We start from the raw sequence: 18663 nt of genomic DNA, 5'->3' as shown, positions 1-18663 counted from the left end.
AGGAACCACGTATGGAATATCACTACGTTTTAAGTAAACAGATAAAAAAACTTCTTCCGGACGAATACCTGGAAGACCCTGTAATGAAGAGCTTTTTGGAAACGGTAAGTAACTCATACGCCTCTTTCGAAAAAACAAAAAAGTTATCAGAACATGCCTTTGCTGTAAGCGAGCGCGAATACCAGGAAGTGAACAACTTTCTGCTTAAGGAAAATGAGATCAAACACAAATCTATCTCCGAGATAAAAAAGGCTATCGCCTCCTTATCGCGCGATGCTGTTACAGAAAAACACCATAGCGACGACGACCTGATCACGATAATCAAGTTTTTGCAGAAACAGATAGAAAAAGCTAAAGAATTGGAAAATCAGCTCATTATTTCGAAAGATGTGGCCGAAAAGGCAGCGCTGACGAAGGCCCAGTTCCTATCAACCATGAGCCATGAGATACGCACACCGATGAACGCGGTTATTGGTTTTACGCACCTGTTGCTGCAATTGCAGCCCCGCGAGGACCAGATGGAATATCTCGGCATGTTGAAATTTTCGGCAGAAAACTTATTAGTGCTGATAAACGACATACTGGATTTTAGCAAAATTGAAGCGGGCAGAGTAGAATTTGAAGAAGCCGATTTCAGCATTAAAGACCTGGTGGGCAATATACGCCTGGCCCTACTGCAAAAAGCGCAGGAAAAACATATCCAAATTAAACTATTGATAGACCAGGAATTACCCAATGCTATTAAGGGCGACCCGGTAAGGCTTGGCCAGATATTAACCAACCTGATAAGCAATGCCGTTAAATTCACCAAAGAAGGCAAGGTAACTATCACTGCTTCACTGAATGAACGCACCGACGAATATACCGTTATAGACTTTGAAATAACGGATACAGGCATAGGTATCGCGGCTGATAAAATAGAGAATATCTTTGAAAGTTTCACGCAGGCAAGTTCAGACACCACCCGCAAATTTGGAGGTACAGGCTTAGGGCTTACCATTACCAAAAAACTACTGGAACTGATGGAAAGCGAAATAAAGGTTGAGAGTACCGTAGGCAAAGGATCTACCTTTTACTTCAGCCTTAAGATGAAGAACAGCGACAAGCAGTTCACCTCAAAACCCGTTAAGGAAAGCAGTTTCGAAACAAAAAGCCTTAAAGGTGTAAAGCTGCTGATAGCCGAGGACAACCAGATAAATGTTATACTGGCCAAACAATTCATGAAGCTTTGGGATGTAGATTGCGATGTAGCCGAGAATGGCGAGATAGCGTTAACGCTTGTGCAAACCAATGAGTATGATATGGTGCTGATGGATTTGCAGATGCCCGAAATGGATGGCTACCAAACCACCACGGCCATACGCAACCTGCCCGGCGAGAAATACAAAAAGCTGCCAATAGTAGCGCTTACCGCTTCGGCCATGTTGGATATTAAGGACCAGGCGTTTGTAGTAGGCATGAATGATTACCTGAGCAAGCCCTTTAATCCGGACGACCTTCATCGAAAAATAGCGCAGTACGCGAAAGCAGGAATTTAGGGATTTTTAAAGCGAACTTCAACGCCCATTGTCGTAATTCCGCTTATAATATGTCCCAAATGCCCCTAACAGCAGTTGTATTAATCGTTTATCTTTGGGTTAACCATGAAACTTCTCCTCACCTCCGCCGGCATCAGCAACAAAAGTATCAACAATGCATTGGTCGGGCTTTTGGGCAAACCGATTGCTGAATCCAGCGCGCTTTTTGTGCCCACGGCCATATACGGCATACCGGGCGGGGCCCAAATCATACAAAAAGTAATTAGCGGCACCCTAGGCGATCCATTTTGTCAGTTGGGCTGGAAATCTCTGGGCGTGCTGGAGCTAACGGCCCTGCCCAGCATCAAACAAGAGCTTTGGGTACCGATGTTGCAGGAAACCGATGCCTTGCTTGTTGGCGGCGGCGATTGCCAGTACTTATGCTATTGGATGCAGCAATGCGGCCTGACCGATTTGTTGCCATCGTTATTAAAGAAGATAGTTTATGTCGGCCTTAGTGCAGGCAGCATGATCATGACACATTATGGAACCACCTACGGCAACCATACGCTACCGGCAGAAAGCGATAGATCGCTCAACCTGCTTAATTTCGCTATCCATCCGCATCTGGATCATGAATGGTTCCCGAGCAATTCCCTGGCCAATATCCAAAAACTCGCCGCTACCCTACCCATGCCGTCTTACGCCATAGATGACCAAACCGCCATTAAAGTAATTGATGATGCTGTAGAAGTCATCTCAGAGGGAAATTGGAAACTATTTACGCCCTGAGATTTAGGTATTTTTGGCTAAATTTACAACATCCGGTTATTCGCGCTGGCGTTTTATGTCCGGTTTTTGCCATTATAATAAGCCTGCCCCCTTTAGATGTTTAGTACAAAAGGTGTATTGATTATTTACCTGATCGCCGTTACGATATTTTTGTCGTCGCTATCATCTGCGCAGGAAAATATCGGGTTCGAAAAAGGCAACTTCGATAACTGGGATTTTGCAATAGGCAAGCTGGAGGCCGATGGCAGCATAACCGCCTACAACGCCTTTGCCGACCCGAATAGCTTTACGATGTTGAAGAAAGACCAATCGGAGCTGAAAGATGATTACGGTGGTTTTTCCATCTTTTCGCCGAACGGCGGCAAATACAGCGTAAAACTGGGCAACACCTTATATGGCAACAGGGCGCAGCAGATGTCATACAAACTTAAGGTGCCGCCAACCGGCTCAAGCAGCATTATCTTTAATTACGCTGTGGTGTTAGTGAGCCCAGGGCACGAGCCTAACCAGCAGCCGCGTTTCACTGTGAAGATTTATAACGTTACCGATGATAAATATCTGGCCTGCCCTTCGTTCGATTTCATTTCCTCGGTAAACTTGCCGGGTTTCAAATTGGTGAACGATAGCGTGTTTGTTAAACCCTGGTCGTCGGCCACCATCAATCTCAAGGGGCTGGCCAATAAAGAGATAAGGTTAGAGTTTACGGTAAACCACTGCTTTTTCGGTCAGCATTTTGGCTACGCTTATATTGATGTGAACGAAAATATAGGCGCAGCGATAGAAGGCAATAACTATTGCGCAAACCAACCAGCCATTACCTTATCAGCCCCACCTGGCTTTGCCAGCTACTCCTGGTCAACGGCCGATTTTAAAACGCCCATAGGCACCGGCCAATACTTAACCATACCGCCTCCGCCAGATCAAACTAAATTAGCCGTTACAGTAACGCCTTATAATGGCCTTGGCTGCACCGATACGCTATACACTACCGTTCAAGATATCAATGCCGAATTTAAATTTGTGGCGAAAGGAACGATAGCAGGTTGCCCGGGCACCGCTATAGACCTTACAAAGGCCAGCGTAACCGCCGGGAGCAGCCCGGGCCTGAAGTTTGATTACCTTACAGATGCATTTGAATACTTACCCTCGCCGGATCATATTACCGAGGCAGGCCTTTACTATATCAGGGCAACAAACCCCGGCGGATGCAGCAACCTGCTGCCTGTAACCATTACTTTCGCCTTGCCCGGGCTGGCGGTTAGCAACCCAGCAGTGGTAACCTTCCCTGCTACCGTCGATTTATCCCGAAGCTTTACGCCGCAACTATCTGTAACTTATGGTTATTATACAAACGAAGCGGCCACTATACCAGTCTCGGATTACGCATCCGTGCAAACCAGCGGAACGTACTTTATAAAAGCAGAAAGCACCGAAGGCTGCGTAAATATCCAGCCGGTTGTTGTTACTGTGCAGCCGCCTGCCCCCTTTAACATAACCGCGCCCAATACCTTTACGCCTAATGGCGACGGCATAAACGATTATTTTGCCGTAACATCTACCGGATACGTATTGTTTAATGGCTTGAGCATATACAACCGCAACGGATCGCTCATATTCCATACTACAAACAAAACGCAAACCTGGGATGGGCGCATCAAGGGGCAGCAGGCAAGTATCGGTACCTATTATTGGGTGTATGAGGGTTATGATAATTATAAACATAAAAAGGTGAGCGAGTCTTCTTTTATCACGCTCATCAGGTAGGTTTGGTATTGTATTTTTTATCATGCCCGGTACAATTTCCCTACCTTTAACCATGCAGCACCAGGAATTCGAATCGCCGCCAGAACTACGCGCAGCAATAAAATGCTTTTGGCATAACAAGGGCGATAGATAGAGTTGGGCTTCCCGTTCCTATTCAAAACATTTTTGAGCTTTTGTAGGTTTAAAAAATTGCGTGCTGGTTAACAGCAGCCATTTAAATTGCTCCGACTTGAAAAACCAACATATAAATACATACCCAAATATTGCAGCAATACTGTTAACAGTACTATTTTTAAGTTTGTGTGGAGCTGCTTCCGCACAGGTGCAGCCCACCCCTGCCGATACCGTAAAGAGCGCAAAAATGAAATCGTTGCAATTAAAGCAGCAAAACAACCAGCAGCAAGCCGAGCTGGCCAGGCAGTATGATATCGCCGATTTGTTTAAGGATATCTTTCATCCCAAGCGCAAGCCGGATACTGTATTCAAGAAACCATCAGGCATAACCATCATACCCAATATCGCTTCCAACCCCAGTATCGGCTCGCAATTGGGTATCAAAGCCGTAGCCGGCCGCAAGTTTGGCGACGACCCAAACACGCTACTTTCTGTAGCAGCAACCTCCGCCTCTATCACCACCAAAGGCATCATTTATTTTTATGTAAACCATAACGTTTACACGCCCGGCAACGCCTGGAATTTCCAGGGCAACCTGGTGGCCGCCAAAACCGTCTCGCCCGATTTTGGGCTGGGCATAGCCGAAGCCAATAATGGAAGTGCGGATGACCAAACCCTGGCCAACGCGGCGCGTAAAGGCAGGGCCTTGCATTCGCTATATTTCAATCTGCGCGAAAAGGTTTATAAAGAGGTTCAGAAGAATCTATTTGTGGGTGCAGGGGTGTCGTTCGATATCCGCAGTAAAATAGAAGACACAAAGTCCGTAGGTGCTACGCCCTACAGCATCTATAACGAGAGGCACGGTTTTGATAACGACCATTATCGGGCAAACGGCTTGCTGTTCAACGTGCAGTACACTACGCGCGATAACCAGAATCGGCCCTACAAAGGCATTTATGCCGATGCCGGCTTCCGCATCAACCAAACCTGGATGGCTAGCTCTAAAAACTCGGTACAATTCATAACAGATTTCAGGAAGTACTTCAGCCTATCCTCCAGCCACCCCGAGCATGTTATCGCGCTGTGGAACTGGGGTTCGTATTTAATAACAGGCAATGTGCCTTACCTCGAACTGCCCGGCACTGCTAAAGACGGCGCCTTCCGCAGCGGGCGGGGCTATGTTACACAGTATTTTAAGGGCACGCAGTACAATTACTCCGAGGCCGAATACCGGTTCCCGATAACCCGCAACAAATTCCTAAGCGGCGTGGCATTCTTTAACCTGCAAACCGCCAACGACGAAGCCGGCACTCAAATCTTTAAAGTTTGGCAGCCCGGAGCAGGCGGCGGCTTGCGCGTACTGTTCAATAAAGCCACCCGCACCAATTTATGCCTTGATTATGCCTGGGGCAAATACGGCGCAAGGGGGTTCTTCTTAGGGTTGAACGAGGCGTTTTAGATTTACCTGCCCCGCTGTATTATCCATTATCTTATTTGGATTATCCATTTGCGCCGATAAGCAAGCCCGCTATTTTTATTCCAACCAATTTTGTAGGATATAAATCTGCCATGATGCTTGCCAAAAGATATTTTGTTGCCTGTTTACTGTTCATCATTTCTATGCAGGGCTTTGCCCAGCAAAAGCAAAAAGCCCGCATGCCGGGGTTTATGGAAAAACGCTTCGGTATGTTCATCCATTTTGGGCCGGTAACATTAAGGGGTACCGAAATTGGCTGGAGCCGCAATAAAGAAGTAGCGCGGGCCGATTACGACAGCCTTTATAAAGAATTCAACCCCGTGCTGTTTAATGCCGATATCTGGGTAAAAGCCGCTAAAGATGCAGGGATGAAATACCTGGTGATTACGGCAAAGCACCACGATGGCTTTTGCCTGTGGCCGACTGCGTTCTCTACTTATAGTGTTATGCATTCGCCGTTTAAGCGCGATATCGTTGCCGAGCTATCCAAGGCTTGCAAAAAGCAGGGCATTACCTTCGGCATTTACTGCACCGTGCTTGATTGGCACGATGCCGACTACCCCATCCACAACCCTTACGATTCTACCAAAAACGCAAAGGGCAATATGCCTGCCTTTAAGGCACGGATGAAGGGGCAGCTTAAAGAATTAATTACCAAATACGACCCCTACTTGCTTTGGTTTGATGGGTATTGGGAAAAACCATGGACGAATGCCGACGGGCGGGAAATTTATGACTATATCAAAAGCCTAAACCCCAATATATTGGTAAATAACCGGCTTGGCAAAGTGAGCGAGGTGCTGAATAACGAATCGGTTGGAGATTACCTTACGCCAGAGCAACGCATCGGTCAGCTAAATATGAACGAGCCCTGGGAAAGCTGTATCACTATTTGCCAGCAATGGGCCTGGAAACCCAACGACCAGATGAAGTCGCTTAAAGAATGCATACAAACGCTGGTGAAAACGGCGGCCGGCAATGGCAATCTGCTGTTCAATGTGGGGCCGATGATGGACGGGCGGATGGAAGGCCGACAAATAAGCCGCCTAAAGGAAATAGGCCTTTGGATGAAAACCTACGGCAGCAGCATCTACGGCACCAAAGGCGGCCCTTTTGCGCCGAACGATAATTTTGCTGCCACCCGGAAAGGCAATAAAATTTATCTGCATGTGTTCAATGCCGCTAATGGTATGGTAAGCCTTCCCGCTATACCCGACGTGGTTATCAACAATGCTTATTTGTTCAACGGTAAAGCGGTCAAAATGAACCAAACGGGCGGCTCTATACAAATCACCCTACCGGCAAAATTGCCTGATGACAATAGCAATGTGGTGGTTTTAGAACTGAATCAAAACGCGGAAAATATCCCGGTTATAAAGTAATAAGGCAGTGAAGGTATTTATAATTGTATTGCTCATCATTATTGTTTGCGTAGCGGCTTATAACCATGTGCCCTGCAACCATCCGGCTAAACGTTATGCCAGTATTACCGGCTTAAAACCGGATAAGGTTGAACAGTACAAATACCTGCACGCGCACGTCTGGCCTGCTGTCCTCAAAAAAATCAAAGAATGCAACATACGCAACTACTCCATCTATATTAAACAGGTTGATGGCAAGCCCTACCTGTTCAGCTATTTCGAATACACAGGCGACGACTTTGGTGCAGATATGAAAAAAATGGCCGCCGATAGCATCACCCGAAAATGGTGGCAAGAAACCGACCCCACGCAAATCCCCCTGCCCGATGCTGCTGCAAAAAGAAAAATATGGAGCGATATGGAAGAAGTGTTCCACGCCAATTAAGTTTTTACCGTGGCGATAGATTTGAAAACTTTGGTGTTCGACAGCATGCGGTTATGGCTTCGTCGCGAGTCGACTCCCCTCCATAAGAGTCCTTCGGACCGGTCTTTGCTTCGCTCGACCACCCTCTCTGCTACGCAAAGAGGGTTTTAGCTTCAGTTTGTTTTTTCTAATTTCTTCACCCTCTTTGCGAAGCAGAGAGGGTCGACGCCCGCGCATGCGGGCCGGGGTGAGTCAAATATACGAGCGATATGAAACGACTATTAAGATTTGAAACCCATCGCTACGGTAAAGCCAGGCCCCTTGGGCAACAACCCACCCATTTAGCGTATCTTTGCCGTTCCTTCAGTTACCCATATGATACAGCAAGCGCTCCAAAACCTTAAAATCGATACCCTCAACCCCATGCAGGTAGCTGCCATAGCTGCCGCCGAAAAAGGCGACGTGATATTACTGTCGCCCACCGGATCGGGCAAAACGCTTGGGTTTTTGTTGCCATTGCTGGGCTTGCTGGATGCCGGCGTATCAACCGTACAGGTATTAATACTGGTACCATCGCGCGAATTAGCCTTGCAGATAGAGCAGGTTTTCCGCAGCATGGGCAGCGGTTTCAAGGTAAATTGTTGCTACGGCGGCCACCCCGTGCGCACAGAGGTAAAAAACCTCTCGCAGCCGCCGGCAGTTTTAGTTGGCACGCCGGGCCGTATTGCCCACCACCTGCGCCGCGAAAGTTTTAGTACCGATACTATCACCACGCTTATTTTGGACGAGTTCGATAAAGCGCTGGAATTTGGTTTCCAGGAGGATATGAGCTATATCATAGGCCAGTTGCGCAGCGTAAGGAAACGCATCCTCACCTCGGCTACCCAGATGGACGAGATACCCCGCTTCACCGGTATCAACAAACCCATCAGGCTTAACTATCTCGACAATACCGCAGCAGCACCCAACCTGCTGCAAAAAATAATAATAGCTGAACCGGCCGACCGGTTAGAGGCCCTGTTTGCGCTCATCTGCAAAATTGGCGATAAGCCCACGCTGGTGTTCTGTAACCACCGCGAGGCCGTAGAACGCATCAGCGATACGCTTTGGGATAACGGCCTGCCCAACGATATCTTTCACGGCGGCATGGAGCAGGACGACCGCGAACGCGCGCTAATCAAATTCCGAAATGGCAGCCATCGCATCCTCATCACTACCGACCTTGCCTCGCGCGGGTTGGATATCCCCGAGATTGAGCATGTGATACATTACCAATTGCCTCATACCGAAGAAGCCTTTACCCACCGCAACGGCCGCACCGCGCGCATGCATGCCACCGGTACCTCATACCTGCTGTTATCGCCCGGCGAACAGCCTACCTACCTCAGAGGCTTACCCGAAACCGAAGACTTATCGGGCGAAATCGTCATCCCACCGCCCTCGCCATGGGCTACGCTTTACCTGGCCGCCGGCAAAAAGGATAAGGTAAACAAGGTAGACATAGTAGGCCTCCTGCTAAAAAAAGGCGAATTGGATAAAGAAGACCTCGGCCTCATCGAAGTTTTAGATTTCTCTTCTTACGCTGCCGTAAAACGGGTACGTGCCGAACGGGTTGTGGCCTTGGTAAAAAACGAGAAGATAAAAGGGAAAAAGGTTAAGATAGAGGTATCGAAGTAAGGCCGCGCCCCAACACGCGGCCCATTCTCCAATTAAATCTTGCGATATGGTTTAGGTTGAACTATTTTGAAGTTCAACCGTAGGATGCAGTATCCGCTACAATTCCATAAATTATTTTCCTTTTTTTTAGCCGGCATCCTATTTAGGCATTGGCGTATTCATAACCAAAGCTTAATACAAAGCCCTGCCTATTTTATCTAAATAAGCCTATCTTAGCACCACTAAATTAAAACCATCATGAAAAAATTATCACTATTGCTTACGGTAATCGTATTTACCTGTACGGTCGCCATTGCGCAAATTACCCGCGAACAAACCATTGCCGAATGGACCCGCGCCAAGGCTTACACCAAAGCTTACCTGGATGCCATGCCTGCCGACGGCTTCACCTTTAAGGCAACGCCGGAAACCCGCACCTTTGCCCAACAATTTTTGCACCTGGCCGATGCCAATTACTTCTTTTTAACCACAGCGAGCGGTAAAGATAGCCCGCTTGGCAAAGACGTATCAGTGGAAAAAACCATAGCCCAAACTAAGGAAGCCACCACCAAGGCGGTTTTAGATAGCTACGATTTTGCCATAGCAACCATACAAGGCATGACCGATGCACAACTAGCCGAAGTGGTTACCATGCGCGGCACCATGAAATCATCGCGCGGTTTGCTGTTGGCCAAAGCATTTGAGCACCAAACCCACCACCGTGGGCAAAGCACTATCTACTTCCGCTTAAAAGGCATCGCCCCGCCAAACGAAATGCTTTTCTAAACGATAAAGAACAGATATAAGAATGCTGCTTCGGGATAACCGGGGCAGCATTTTTTGTTTTAGGGTGATTTGAATTTCGTCTCATCCTCGTAAGTCGCTGGTTTGCGCCTGGTTATTTGTTAAAATTTGTTAATTAATTTGGTTTATTACGAAATAATCGTAGATTTACGAAATAATCGTAGAAAGATGGAGAAATTATCACAACAGGAAGAAGAAGCCATGCAGGCGGCCTGGCAGTCGGGAGCCGGTTTTATAAGAGATTTTTTAGAATTGATTAACGAGCCTAAGCCCCCTTACACCACCCTGGCATCAACCGTAAAAAATCTGGAAAACAAGGGGTTTTTAAAAAGCGAAAAATTCGGTAACTCGTACCGCTACACGCCGGCCATAAAGGAAGAGGAGTACAAGAAACGCTTCATGAGCGGTTTCGTGAGCGATTACTTCCAAAATTCTTATAAAGACCTGGTTACCTTTTTTGCCAACGACAAAAAAATAAGCGCCAGCGACCTGAAAGAAATCATCAAACTGATAGAAAAACCTTAAAACTTATAGCGATGCCAACCTTATTTGTTTTTTTATTTAAAGTGAACATGGCCCTGCTGCTGTTTTGCGCCGGCTATTACCTGGTGCTACGCCACCTCACTTTTTATACGCTCAACAGGGTTTATTTAATAACGGCCATCATCTTCGCCAGCATCTATCCTAAGATAGACCTTACGGCGTTTGCGCAGCGGCACGAGAATATTGCCCTGCCTGTGCAAACCGTAATACTTAACTGGCAGGCACCGGCAGCAAAACTGGTAAAACCCCTCTCCCAGCCCGATTACTGGCAATGGGCAGCCATGGCGTTCTGGGCGGGCGCGGCACTGCTGGGCATACGCTTGCTGGTGCAGTTGTTTTCGCTGGTTAAGCTCCACCGCCGGTCCACTGCGGCCAGCATCATGAACCACGATGTAAGGCTCATCAGTGGCGAGGCTGCCCCTTTCTCCTTCTGGCGCAGCATATATGTAAACCCGGCCAATCATTCCGCTGCCGACCTGAAAGCCATCCTGCTGCATGAACAGGTGCACGTAAACGGTTGGCACACGCTGGATATTTTGCTGGCCGAACTTAGCAGCATCTTCTACTGGTTCAACCCGGGCGTTTGGCTCATGAAAAAGGCCGTGCGCGAAAACATAGAATTTATTACCGACCGTAAGATCCTCAACAAAGGCATCGATACCAAAGCCTACCAATACAGCCTGGTGAACGTAAGCTTCAACGCCAGCACGCCGGGCATCGTAAACCACTTCAATATCTCCACCATCAAAAAACGCATAATCATGATGAACGCAAAAAGATCTTCGAGGGTAAACCTTACCCGCTACGCATTTATAATGCCCGCCGTGGCATTGCTGCTGATATTCAGTTTCTCTAACGCAGCCACGGTAAAAAAAGGTAGCGAAAAGGCTTACCATGTAATCAGCAATACCATTACAGATAAGCTGAACTCCGTACTGCCCGAATCACTCAGCCTTAAAATAGATGAATCAGATAAAAACAAAACCAGGTTAAGAATTGAAAATAATTCTCCCGCTTATGTTTATTACATCAACGGCATTAAAGTGGATTTTGATAAAGTACATTTTAACGATGATACAGAGAGCATTTTTATGCTGGACGGGAAAGATGCCAAAAAGTATTTTAATATGGGCGATGGCAAACGTAAGGTTGGGTTTGCAACAACCCGTAATTCTGCCGAAGGCATCACTTTAAAGAATAAACTATTAAGGCTGCTGGCAGAAAAAAAAATAAAGGTAAACAAGATAAGCACCACAGAAATAAATAGCCTCAATAACCAAATAGGTCGCTTACTGATACGAACAGGAGAAAAAAAAGATACCATTATCAGGTTTAGTACCGATACGATTCAAAAGTTCAAGATGGTTTATACCGTAAACAATATCAGCCTGTTGGATTCATTGAACTATGTGTTAAACGGGAAGAAGATTACCATAGATGAGTTTAATAAGATCGACCCTAACAAAATAGTATCGGTGAACATCGTAACGGCCGAGGTGGCCAAAACCATGCTGAACGATTTCGACAGCATGAATTTTAAACCTAACAGCAAGATACTCTTTATTGCCACCAACGACTCTGACAAAGGCAGGCTACTGGCCGAACAGTTCAACGATATAAGGGTAACGGGCATTAGCGTGAACGGAAGACTGATGAAGGTAGGCAGCGACTTGAGGCCACGCCAAATCGACTCCATTGTTATTGCCCGGGCAGGCAAACCCACCAAAAAACTTACACGGGTAACAATCAATGGAAACGATAATATCGTTTATGGTGGCCTTTCGCCAAGGGAGATAGACTCGGTTATCGTACTAAAAGGCGGTGGCACGGTAAGGCTGAATCAGCTGACCGGCGATGCCGCTACCATAAATAACGTGCAGGTAAGAGCGCTCACCTATAAATCGGCAGACGTAAACCGTAAGCTTAGCAATGTAAAAGTATATGGCCGGGCCGTTGCCGGTAGCCCCGATGTGGTAGAGGTGCGCGCCTTACAAGGCAACCTGTTTTACAATGATAAAAACATCAGCCGCATATCTGATAAACTCATCATCATCGATGGCAAAGAAGCGACTGAAAACGACCTAAAAAAGCTGTCGGCCTTCGATATCGACCGGATGAGCACCTCATCTGATGCCGACACCGTAAAAAAATACGGCAGCAAAGCCAAATACGGGGTAGTTTACATCTTCACCAAAAAAGCCAAATAGTTTAAACTTTATATAGTTAATTAGCAGCGGGCCGGGCAAATCAACATTGCCCGGCCCGCTGTTTTATTTTTATACGGTAGTGTAGCATAAATAAGGCGGTGAATTTTCGTTTTTATGCGTTTTTATGCAGGGATAATATATGGCAGGGATTTTGATTAACAAGTTGCGATTCCCAAGATCTAATAAAAAATATCAAAATATGTCTATCTCAGCATACCAAAACCCCGCCGACGTTCAATTAACCGTTGTTAACGCGCAAGGTAGCGTAAGCGAAAACCCGAATAGCAAGGTAGCCACATCCAAGATATTCGGTATATCGTTCACTTATTTGCACAAAGCATACCGCACCAAGGTAATGAAAGTGATTTATGCAGGTAAAGAAGCCATGTATAAAGTGGTGATGCCCTGCAGCCTTAACCAGGGTACCAGTACCCATTGGCTGCAACGCCAGGGAAATAACTGGTTAATACTGCTTGGCCAGGATATGGATGCCAAACTGCTAAAAGCAGTAGGTACCGCTATCGACTGCCTGGAGTAACAGCCCCAGGAATCAACGCACATCCCCAAAAAAATCAATCATAAACAAACAGGCCCCGACAAAACCGGGGCCTGTTTGCTTGTATTTATATATAGCGTTTGGGTTAAACTTCGGTTACCGTTGGGTCTATCCCATCGGTATCGCTAAGATATAATGGGCGCTCTTTTTTAAAGATGGCGGCAAAAATCAGCGCAAAAACAAATACGAAGATAATGCCGATTGCTATGGATTGTATCTGCTTTCCAATGGTAGCATTTTTTTGATCTTGAAACTGCTGGTGCACTGTATCCATCTGCTTATCTATAGCTGCCTGGTCCGCATTGCTTTTCTCTAACATCGTAGTAGTTACGTTTACCATTGCTGCTTCCATTTTATCAACCATATCAGGCTCGATAATTTTGGCAAACAGCACGCTGCTAATGATATAACTTACCAGGTACGCCGCAAAAAACATAATAAAAATGCCGGTCACTGCTTGCTTAAAATTCCAGTATCCACCGATAGTTTTGCGAAGGTCGCTGCAAAAAAGGACGGAAATAACGATAGGGATAATTACAGACAGCAATATTGGCCCAAGAATTACCAGCATCATAGATGTGGCCATGGTGGTCATAAAATAAAACGAAAGAATACCAAGCACGCCTAGTATTATTCCTAAAATAAGGCCTTTTTTAAGGCTCTGGCTTTTTAGTTGTTTGTCAAATTCTTCGCTCATGATGGTTAATGGTTTATTTTCTTTATGAATTAAAGCTTGTTAAAATAGCCAGTACCGCCATATCAAAAGCCGGCGCAACGGCATTATCTGCAATATTTTTCTCTTCGGATGCATCAGGCTCCGTGTTTTGGAAAAAGCACATCATCGGGTAAAACAACTCTTTCAGTTCCGAGTCGTCGTCCAGCGTGCCGGCCACCTTCGCTATTTCGGCGGCGGGGCTTTCAATCAGTATCTGGTTGGCAATTACCGGTTCGTAAATGCGGTACTCGTCCTGAAACTCGTCCTCGTCTACCAGCAAAAACTCTTTCAGGTAATCGTCCAGCTCGGGGTCTATCCCTTCGTCTTCGCATTCGTTAAGATACAGCAGCAGGTTAAGTAGTTCGGTACCTCTATCCAGCGTTTGCTCTTCTATCTTTTCCCATTCTGGGGTATCCAGGTAATCGTCTTCCAGCTTCTTTACATCTTCACTAAAAAAGTTCACCATCAGCAAATCGAAGAATACTTCGTGCAATTCTTCCAGCTTCGGGTTGTCATCGAAAATCTCATCGAGGGAATCAACTTTTTTCATGAAATCATCATCGGAAGAAAAAAGCGTTTCGAATTTGGCGTTAAGAGCAACAGCGTCAAAGCCGTCATATGCGGTGAAAGCCTGTAATGCGCCGCTAAGGGCTTTGCTTACTTTCGGGTCAGTCATGGTTAATTAGAGTTAATTATTTGGTGATTATTACAGGTTAACAAAACTTTTCCTTTTAAGTTCTGCCCCAGGAAGGGCGAGTTGTAGCTTTTAGAAAGGTTGCTGGCTCGGGTATACTCCCATTCGGCTTCGGCATCCAGCAAAACCAGGTTGGCGGGTTGCCCTTCAGCAAAAGTCGGCACGTCTAAGTTCAATATTTTCCGCGGATTGATGGCCAGTTTCTGTACGATAAGCTCAATAGGCAGACCGGCTTTAACCGCGAGCGAAAAGGCGGTTTGCAGGCCGATGATGCCATATTCTGCCACCTCGAACTCCACATCCTTAAACTCTATCTCGTGCGGGGTGTGCTGCGTTACCAAAGCATCTATAGTGCCATCTTTAAGCCCGGCTATCAGCGCATCCACATCGGCCTGGGTGCGCAGGGGTGGTTTTACTTTATACAAGCTATCGAAACCCATCAGGGCCTCGTCCGTCAGTACGATGTTGTGGATGGCGGTATCGCAGGTTACCTTAAGGCCACGTTTCTTGGCTTCGCGGATAAGCTCTACCGAACGAGCTGTTGATATGGTGGTAAAATGGATATCCGTACCCGAGTCTTCGGCCAGGTAAATATCCCTGGCTATCATCAGCTCTTCGGCCAGCGATGGCAGACCTTTCATGCCCAGCATGGTGCTTACCACGCCCTCATTCATTTTGGCCTTGCCGGCTATAAATGCATCCTCGGCATAAGAAAATACTTTAGCGCCGAAGCCTTGCACATATAGCAACGCACGTTCCATCAGGCCGGCATCCTGCACGGGGCGGTTGCCATCGGTAAAGGCCCTTGCGCCGCTCTTGAACATATCGTACATTTCCGAAAGGTCTTTCCCCTCCCTTTTGTTGGAGATGGTACCCAGGGGATAGATATCCACCAGGTTACCTTTAGCACGGTTAAGCAGGTACTCCACCTCGGCTTTGGAGTGTACAGGTGGGTGCGTATTGGGCATCAACGCTATGCCGGTAAAGCCGCCCGCTGCGGCGGCGGCGGTGCCTGTTTGCAGGTCCTCCTTGGTTTCGAGGCCCAGTTCGCCCACGTTGCAATTTAAGTCGAAGAAGCCGGGCGCGAGGTATTTGCCGGTAGCATCTATCGTTTCGATATCGTTGGTGGCGATGGAAGCAGCTATCTGGTTGATGAGGCCATCTTTAATTAAAATATCGGCAACCTGGTTATGAAACGGAGAATCGGGATGGACAACAGTGGCAGATTTGATAAGCAAATTCATTATCGCTGTTTATGGTGGGTTTTATGATTATCCGGCCTGCTGCACAATGCCCGAACCGGTTTTATAGAACCTGATGAGCAATGTTTCGACGGCCAGAAATATCAAAGCCAAAATTATACAAAGTTTCCATAATTGCAGGCCCGAATTTTCGGCAGTGTTGATATTGTTTACGTTAAATTTTTCGCCATCGGTAACGGTGCCCTTTTGCGGGAATAAATTGGCCAGTTGGCCAGGGCTGAGGTACCTGAGGTCAGATTCATTTCGGTTATCGTTAAAAGCCAGTACGGCTGCGGTGCTGTCCTGCTTTTTCAGCTCATATATACCGGTTTGGCTAAGCTGACCCGGCAGGTAAAGCATGGTGCTCCCCTCCTGCTGCCGTACATCGGGAATAACGGATTCGCTGCCCTTCACCAATTTTACCTGCTGCTTTTCGGTAGCCTGCAGCTGCACCGTTTCTATGGCCTGGTTGCTGCCGAGGGTGTATGACAGCGGCTGGTCGTGCCCGCTTAGCAAAGCTATCCTGAATACAGTGGGTACGAACAAAGCGTGCAGGGGCAAATTGCTAAAATCTTCGTTAAGCGCAACGGCAGAGAGATATAGCTTGCCCTTGCCCAAACTGTAACCTTCCCAAAGCGACTGGCCCGTTTGCAGTTTCATCAGGCTTTCGGCTGATTTAGTAGCTCCGCTCAAAGCGTAATACTTTTTTACCTGCGGCAGATCCGGGTTTTGCGGGAAGGACTCAAAGATGTTTTTAAACACCTCGCTTTGCAGGTTTAAATTGGAAACCTTTGTTGCTTCGGTAATCGTTTTGCCGGGGTAAGCTGCGCCCATCGGCTGTAAAAAGGCCTGGTAGCTGGCTATCCTTGTTTCAATAGACGGAAACACCATCAGCGTGCCACCTTTATTTACATAGGCTTTCAATTGTTGCGCCAGGCCTGTAGATACATCGTCGATGTCGCTCATCACGATAAGGGGGTAAGTGCTAAGCGATGCATAATCTACATTTCCATCCTGCGTGCGGGTTGCCGCAAAAAAAGCATCCGCGCCGAAAACAGCGTTGAGGTACTTGTTTGGCTTGCCCCCGTCTACCAGTAGCACCTTCAGTTTACTGTTTACATTGAAGCTGAAATAAAAGCTATTATCGAAAGTGATGGGGTTGTCCTGTAGTTGTATCTCGCCGCGTTGCCAACCTGCCTGTAATCCCGAAAAGGTGAGGGTATCGGTTTGGGAAGTATTGGCTGCAACCGTAAAGCTGCCCAATGATTTTTGCTCGCCGTTTATCAAAAGCTTCAGGGGTATCTTCTCGGCGGTTTTGCCGGCATAGTTCTTTAATCTTACCACCAGCTTCTCACTTTCGCCTGGGCGGTGCGTAGCATTGAGCAACCATACCGAATCTACCGCCACATTAGGCAATTCGTTGGCTTTTAGCTGAATAAGACTTACTGCTATATCTTTATTTGCCTTATCTGCACTGCCCGCCATATTCTTCTGGAAATCGGAGATGATATACAATCGCTTCAACGCGCCGGGCTGCGTATCCAGCAGGCTTTGCTGCCGGGCAATTATTTGGTTCAGGCTACGGCTTTGCGCGCTTATCCTGAGGGCATCTACAGCATCGTTAAATTCGTCGCGGTTGAGCAGGCGTTGGTGGCGGCCCTCAAAATCCTGGCTCAGTAGCTGGAAGCGGTCGTTCACCGAATACGCGGAGGCTATCTGCTTGGCTTTTTGCTTGGCTTCATCCAAAAGGCTGCCTTCGCGGTTGAGGGTTTGCATGGAGTAAGAGTTATCTACGAAAATGCTCACCAGCTGCTGTTTGCCTGCATCAGCAGCATCCTTGCCTGGGATAAATGGCCTCGCGAAAGCAAAAACCAAAAAGGCCAGGGCCAGCATTCGAGCGGCCAATATCAGCCGCTCCTTAATATTACGGCGCGAAGCCTGCTGCTCCTGAACTTCTTTAAGGAACTGCACATTGCTGAAGTACATCTTTTTGTACCGCCTGAAATTGAACAGGTGCACTACTACAGGTATAGCCAGGGTTGACAGCGCAAACAGGAAAGCCGGATACAAAAAGTGCATGTATGCTACAGATTGGATGTACTACAAATCTGCAAAAATAAATTGGATGGAGCGCAAGATAGATATGCGGATGTGTCCCGAATATTCGGGATACAGATGAAGAAAGATTTCCTCACCGCATCGAAGAACATTTTAACTTTTCAACGTTCAAACTTTTCAACTTTCCAACCTCCTCCCCCCTTTTTGTAACAAGTTCGACACCATGCCTCATAAACGGCAACAATTAAGTTACAAGCATTTCGTTTAAACTATTGGTTAGTATCTTTATCAAAACATCAATTAAAAACTAAATATTCAAAAATGAAAAAGATCATGTTGATTTGCTGTTTCGTTATCGGGATAGCAACGGTAAGCCGTGCACAGGGCGGTGGTATGAGGATGAGCGCTGCAGATAGGGTTAAGGCGATGAAAGAATCGTTAAAATTAACCGACGACCAGGTGGCCAAAATCACCGTTTTGTTTGAGGCGCAAACCAAGCAAGTAGATAGCCTGCGCAATGCAGGTGCCGATAGGTCGGCGATGCGCCCGGTAATGCAGGCCACCAACGATAAAGTTAAAGCTTTATTGACAGCCGAACAGGCTGCTGCATGGCAGAAAGAAATAGACGATAGGCGTGCACGCATGCAAAATGGCGGCGGCGGTGCCCCACCACAGAAATAATTCCCTAACAGGAAAAATAAGGAAGCGGCGATGAGCCGCTTTTTTTATTTTTGACGCAA

16 protein-coding genes are annotated in these 18663 nt (G+C 46.9%); 12 read left to right on the top strand and 4 right to left on the bottom strand.

Annotated features, from left to right (window positions below; all coding sequences use genetic code 11):
• The first annotated feature begins 11 nt into the window (after positions 1-11).
• The 11 genes from AC1DYT_RS06925 (at position 12) to AC1DYT_RS06875 (ending at position 13197) form a co-directional block, all read left to right on the top strand.
• Positions 12-1538 (top strand): ATP-binding protein, encoded by a 1527-nt coding sequence (locus tag AC1DYT_RS06925; protein ID WP_477468906.1) that lies wholly within the window; start codon positions 12-14, stop codon positions 1536-1538.
• Positions 1539-1643: 105 nt separating this feature from the next.
• Positions 1644-2309 (top strand): Type 1 glutamine amidotransferase-like domain-containing protein, encoded by a 666-nt coding sequence (locus AC1DYT_RS06920; RefSeq protein WP_477468905.1) that lies wholly within the window; start codon positions 1644-1646, stop codon positions 2307-2309.
• A 96-nt stretch (positions 2310-2405) separates the two neighbouring features.
• Complete coding sequence (locus AC1DYT_RS06915; protein ID WP_477468904.1) at positions 2406-4073, top strand: T9SS type B sorting domain-containing protein; 1668 nt, start codon at positions 2406-2408, stop codon at positions 4071-4073.
• A 229-nt stretch (positions 4074-4302) separates the two neighbouring features.
• The gene (locus tag AC1DYT_RS06910; RefSeq protein WP_477468903.1) at positions 4303-5646 is read left to right on the top strand and encodes a BamA/TamA family outer membrane protein; all 1344 of its coding nucleotides are present in this window, start codon (positions 4303-4305) and stop codon (positions 5644-5646) included.
• A 35-nt stretch (positions 5647-5681) separates the two neighbouring features.
• On the top strand, positions 5682-7046 hold the full coding sequence (locus tag AC1DYT_RS06905; RefSeq protein ID WP_477468902.1) for an alpha-L-fucosidase: 1365 nt from the start codon (positions 5682-5684) through the stop codon (positions 7044-7046).
• A 7-nt stretch (positions 7047-7053) separates the two neighbouring features.
• Positions 7054-7470 (top strand): L-rhamnose mutarotase, encoded by a 417-nt coding sequence (locus AC1DYT_RS06900; protein ID WP_477468901.1) that lies wholly within the window; start codon positions 7054-7056, stop codon positions 7468-7470.
• Positions 7471-7824: 354 nt separating this feature from the next.
• Entirely contained in the window at positions 7825-9126 is a 1302-nt protein-coding gene (locus AC1DYT_RS06895; RefSeq protein ID WP_477468900.1) for a DEAD/DEAH box helicase, read from the top strand.
• A 237-nt stretch (positions 9127-9363) separates the two neighbouring features.
• Positions 9364-9891 (top strand): DinB family protein, encoded by a 528-nt coding sequence (locus AC1DYT_RS06890; protein WP_477468899.1) that lies wholly within the window; start codon positions 9364-9366, stop codon positions 9889-9891.
• A 186-nt stretch (positions 9892-10077) separates the two neighbouring features.
• The gene (locus tag AC1DYT_RS06885; protein WP_477468898.1) at positions 10078-10434 is read left to right on the top strand and encodes a BlaI/MecI/CopY family transcriptional regulator; all 357 of its coding nucleotides are present in this window, start codon (positions 10078-10080) and stop codon (positions 10432-10434) included.
• Positions 10435-10445: 11 nt separating this feature from the next.
• Positions 10446-12659 (top strand): M56 family metallopeptidase, encoded by a 2214-nt coding sequence (locus tag AC1DYT_RS06880; protein WP_477468897.1) that lies wholly within the window; start codon positions 10446-10448, stop codon positions 12657-12659.
• A gap of 199 nt (positions 12660-12858) precedes the next feature.
• Positions 12859-13197 carry a hypothetical protein gene (locus tag AC1DYT_RS06875; RefSeq protein WP_477468896.1) on the top strand — a complete coding sequence of 113 codons (339 nt, stop codon included), beginning with the start codon at positions 12859-12861 and terminating at the stop codon, positions 13195-13197.
• Between the two features lie 103 nt (positions 13198-13300).
• Here the strand turns inward: AC1DYT_RS06875 and AC1DYT_RS06870 are convergent, their stop codons facing one another.
• The 4 genes from AC1DYT_RS06870 to AC1DYT_RS06855 are packed head-to-tail and all read right to left on the bottom strand — an operon-like array spanning position 13301 to position 17944.
• Positions 13301-13912 carry a DUF4199 domain-containing protein gene (locus AC1DYT_RS06870; RefSeq protein ID WP_477468895.1) on the bottom strand — a complete coding sequence of 204 codons (612 nt, stop codon included), beginning with the start codon at positions 13910-13912 and terminating at the stop codon, positions 13301-13303.
• 22 nt (positions 13913-13934) lie between these two features.
• A complete protein-coding gene (locus tag AC1DYT_RS06865; protein WP_477468894.1) occupies positions 13935-14606 on the bottom strand; it encodes a hypothetical protein in 672 nt (223 codons plus the stop codon).
• A gap of 2 nt (positions 14607-14608) precedes the next feature.
• Positions 14609-15868, bottom strand: coding sequence for a dihydroorotase (locus AC1DYT_RS06860; protein WP_477468893.1), 1260 nt, complete (start codon positions 15866-15868; stop codon positions 14609-14611).
• A 27-nt stretch (positions 15869-15895) separates the two neighbouring features.
• Entirely contained in the window at positions 15896-17944 is a 2049-nt protein-coding gene (locus tag AC1DYT_RS06855) for a BatA domain-containing protein (RefSeq protein WP_477468892.1), read from the bottom strand.
• A gap of 300 nt (positions 17945-18244) precedes the next feature.
• On the opposite strand from AC1DYT_RS06855, the gene AC1DYT_RS06850 reads away from it, so the two are divergent.
• Entirely contained in the window at positions 18245-18604 is a 360-nt protein-coding gene (locus AC1DYT_RS06850; RefSeq protein WP_477468891.1) for a Spy/CpxP family protein refolding chaperone, read from the top strand.
• The last annotated feature ends 59 nt before the right edge of the window (positions 18605-18663 follow it).

Source organism: Mucilaginibacter sp. P1_D10 (assembly GCF_056406215.1).
The sequence above is the reverse complement of the archived record's forward strand: the minus strand, read 5'-3'. Positions and strand labels throughout refer to the sequence as shown.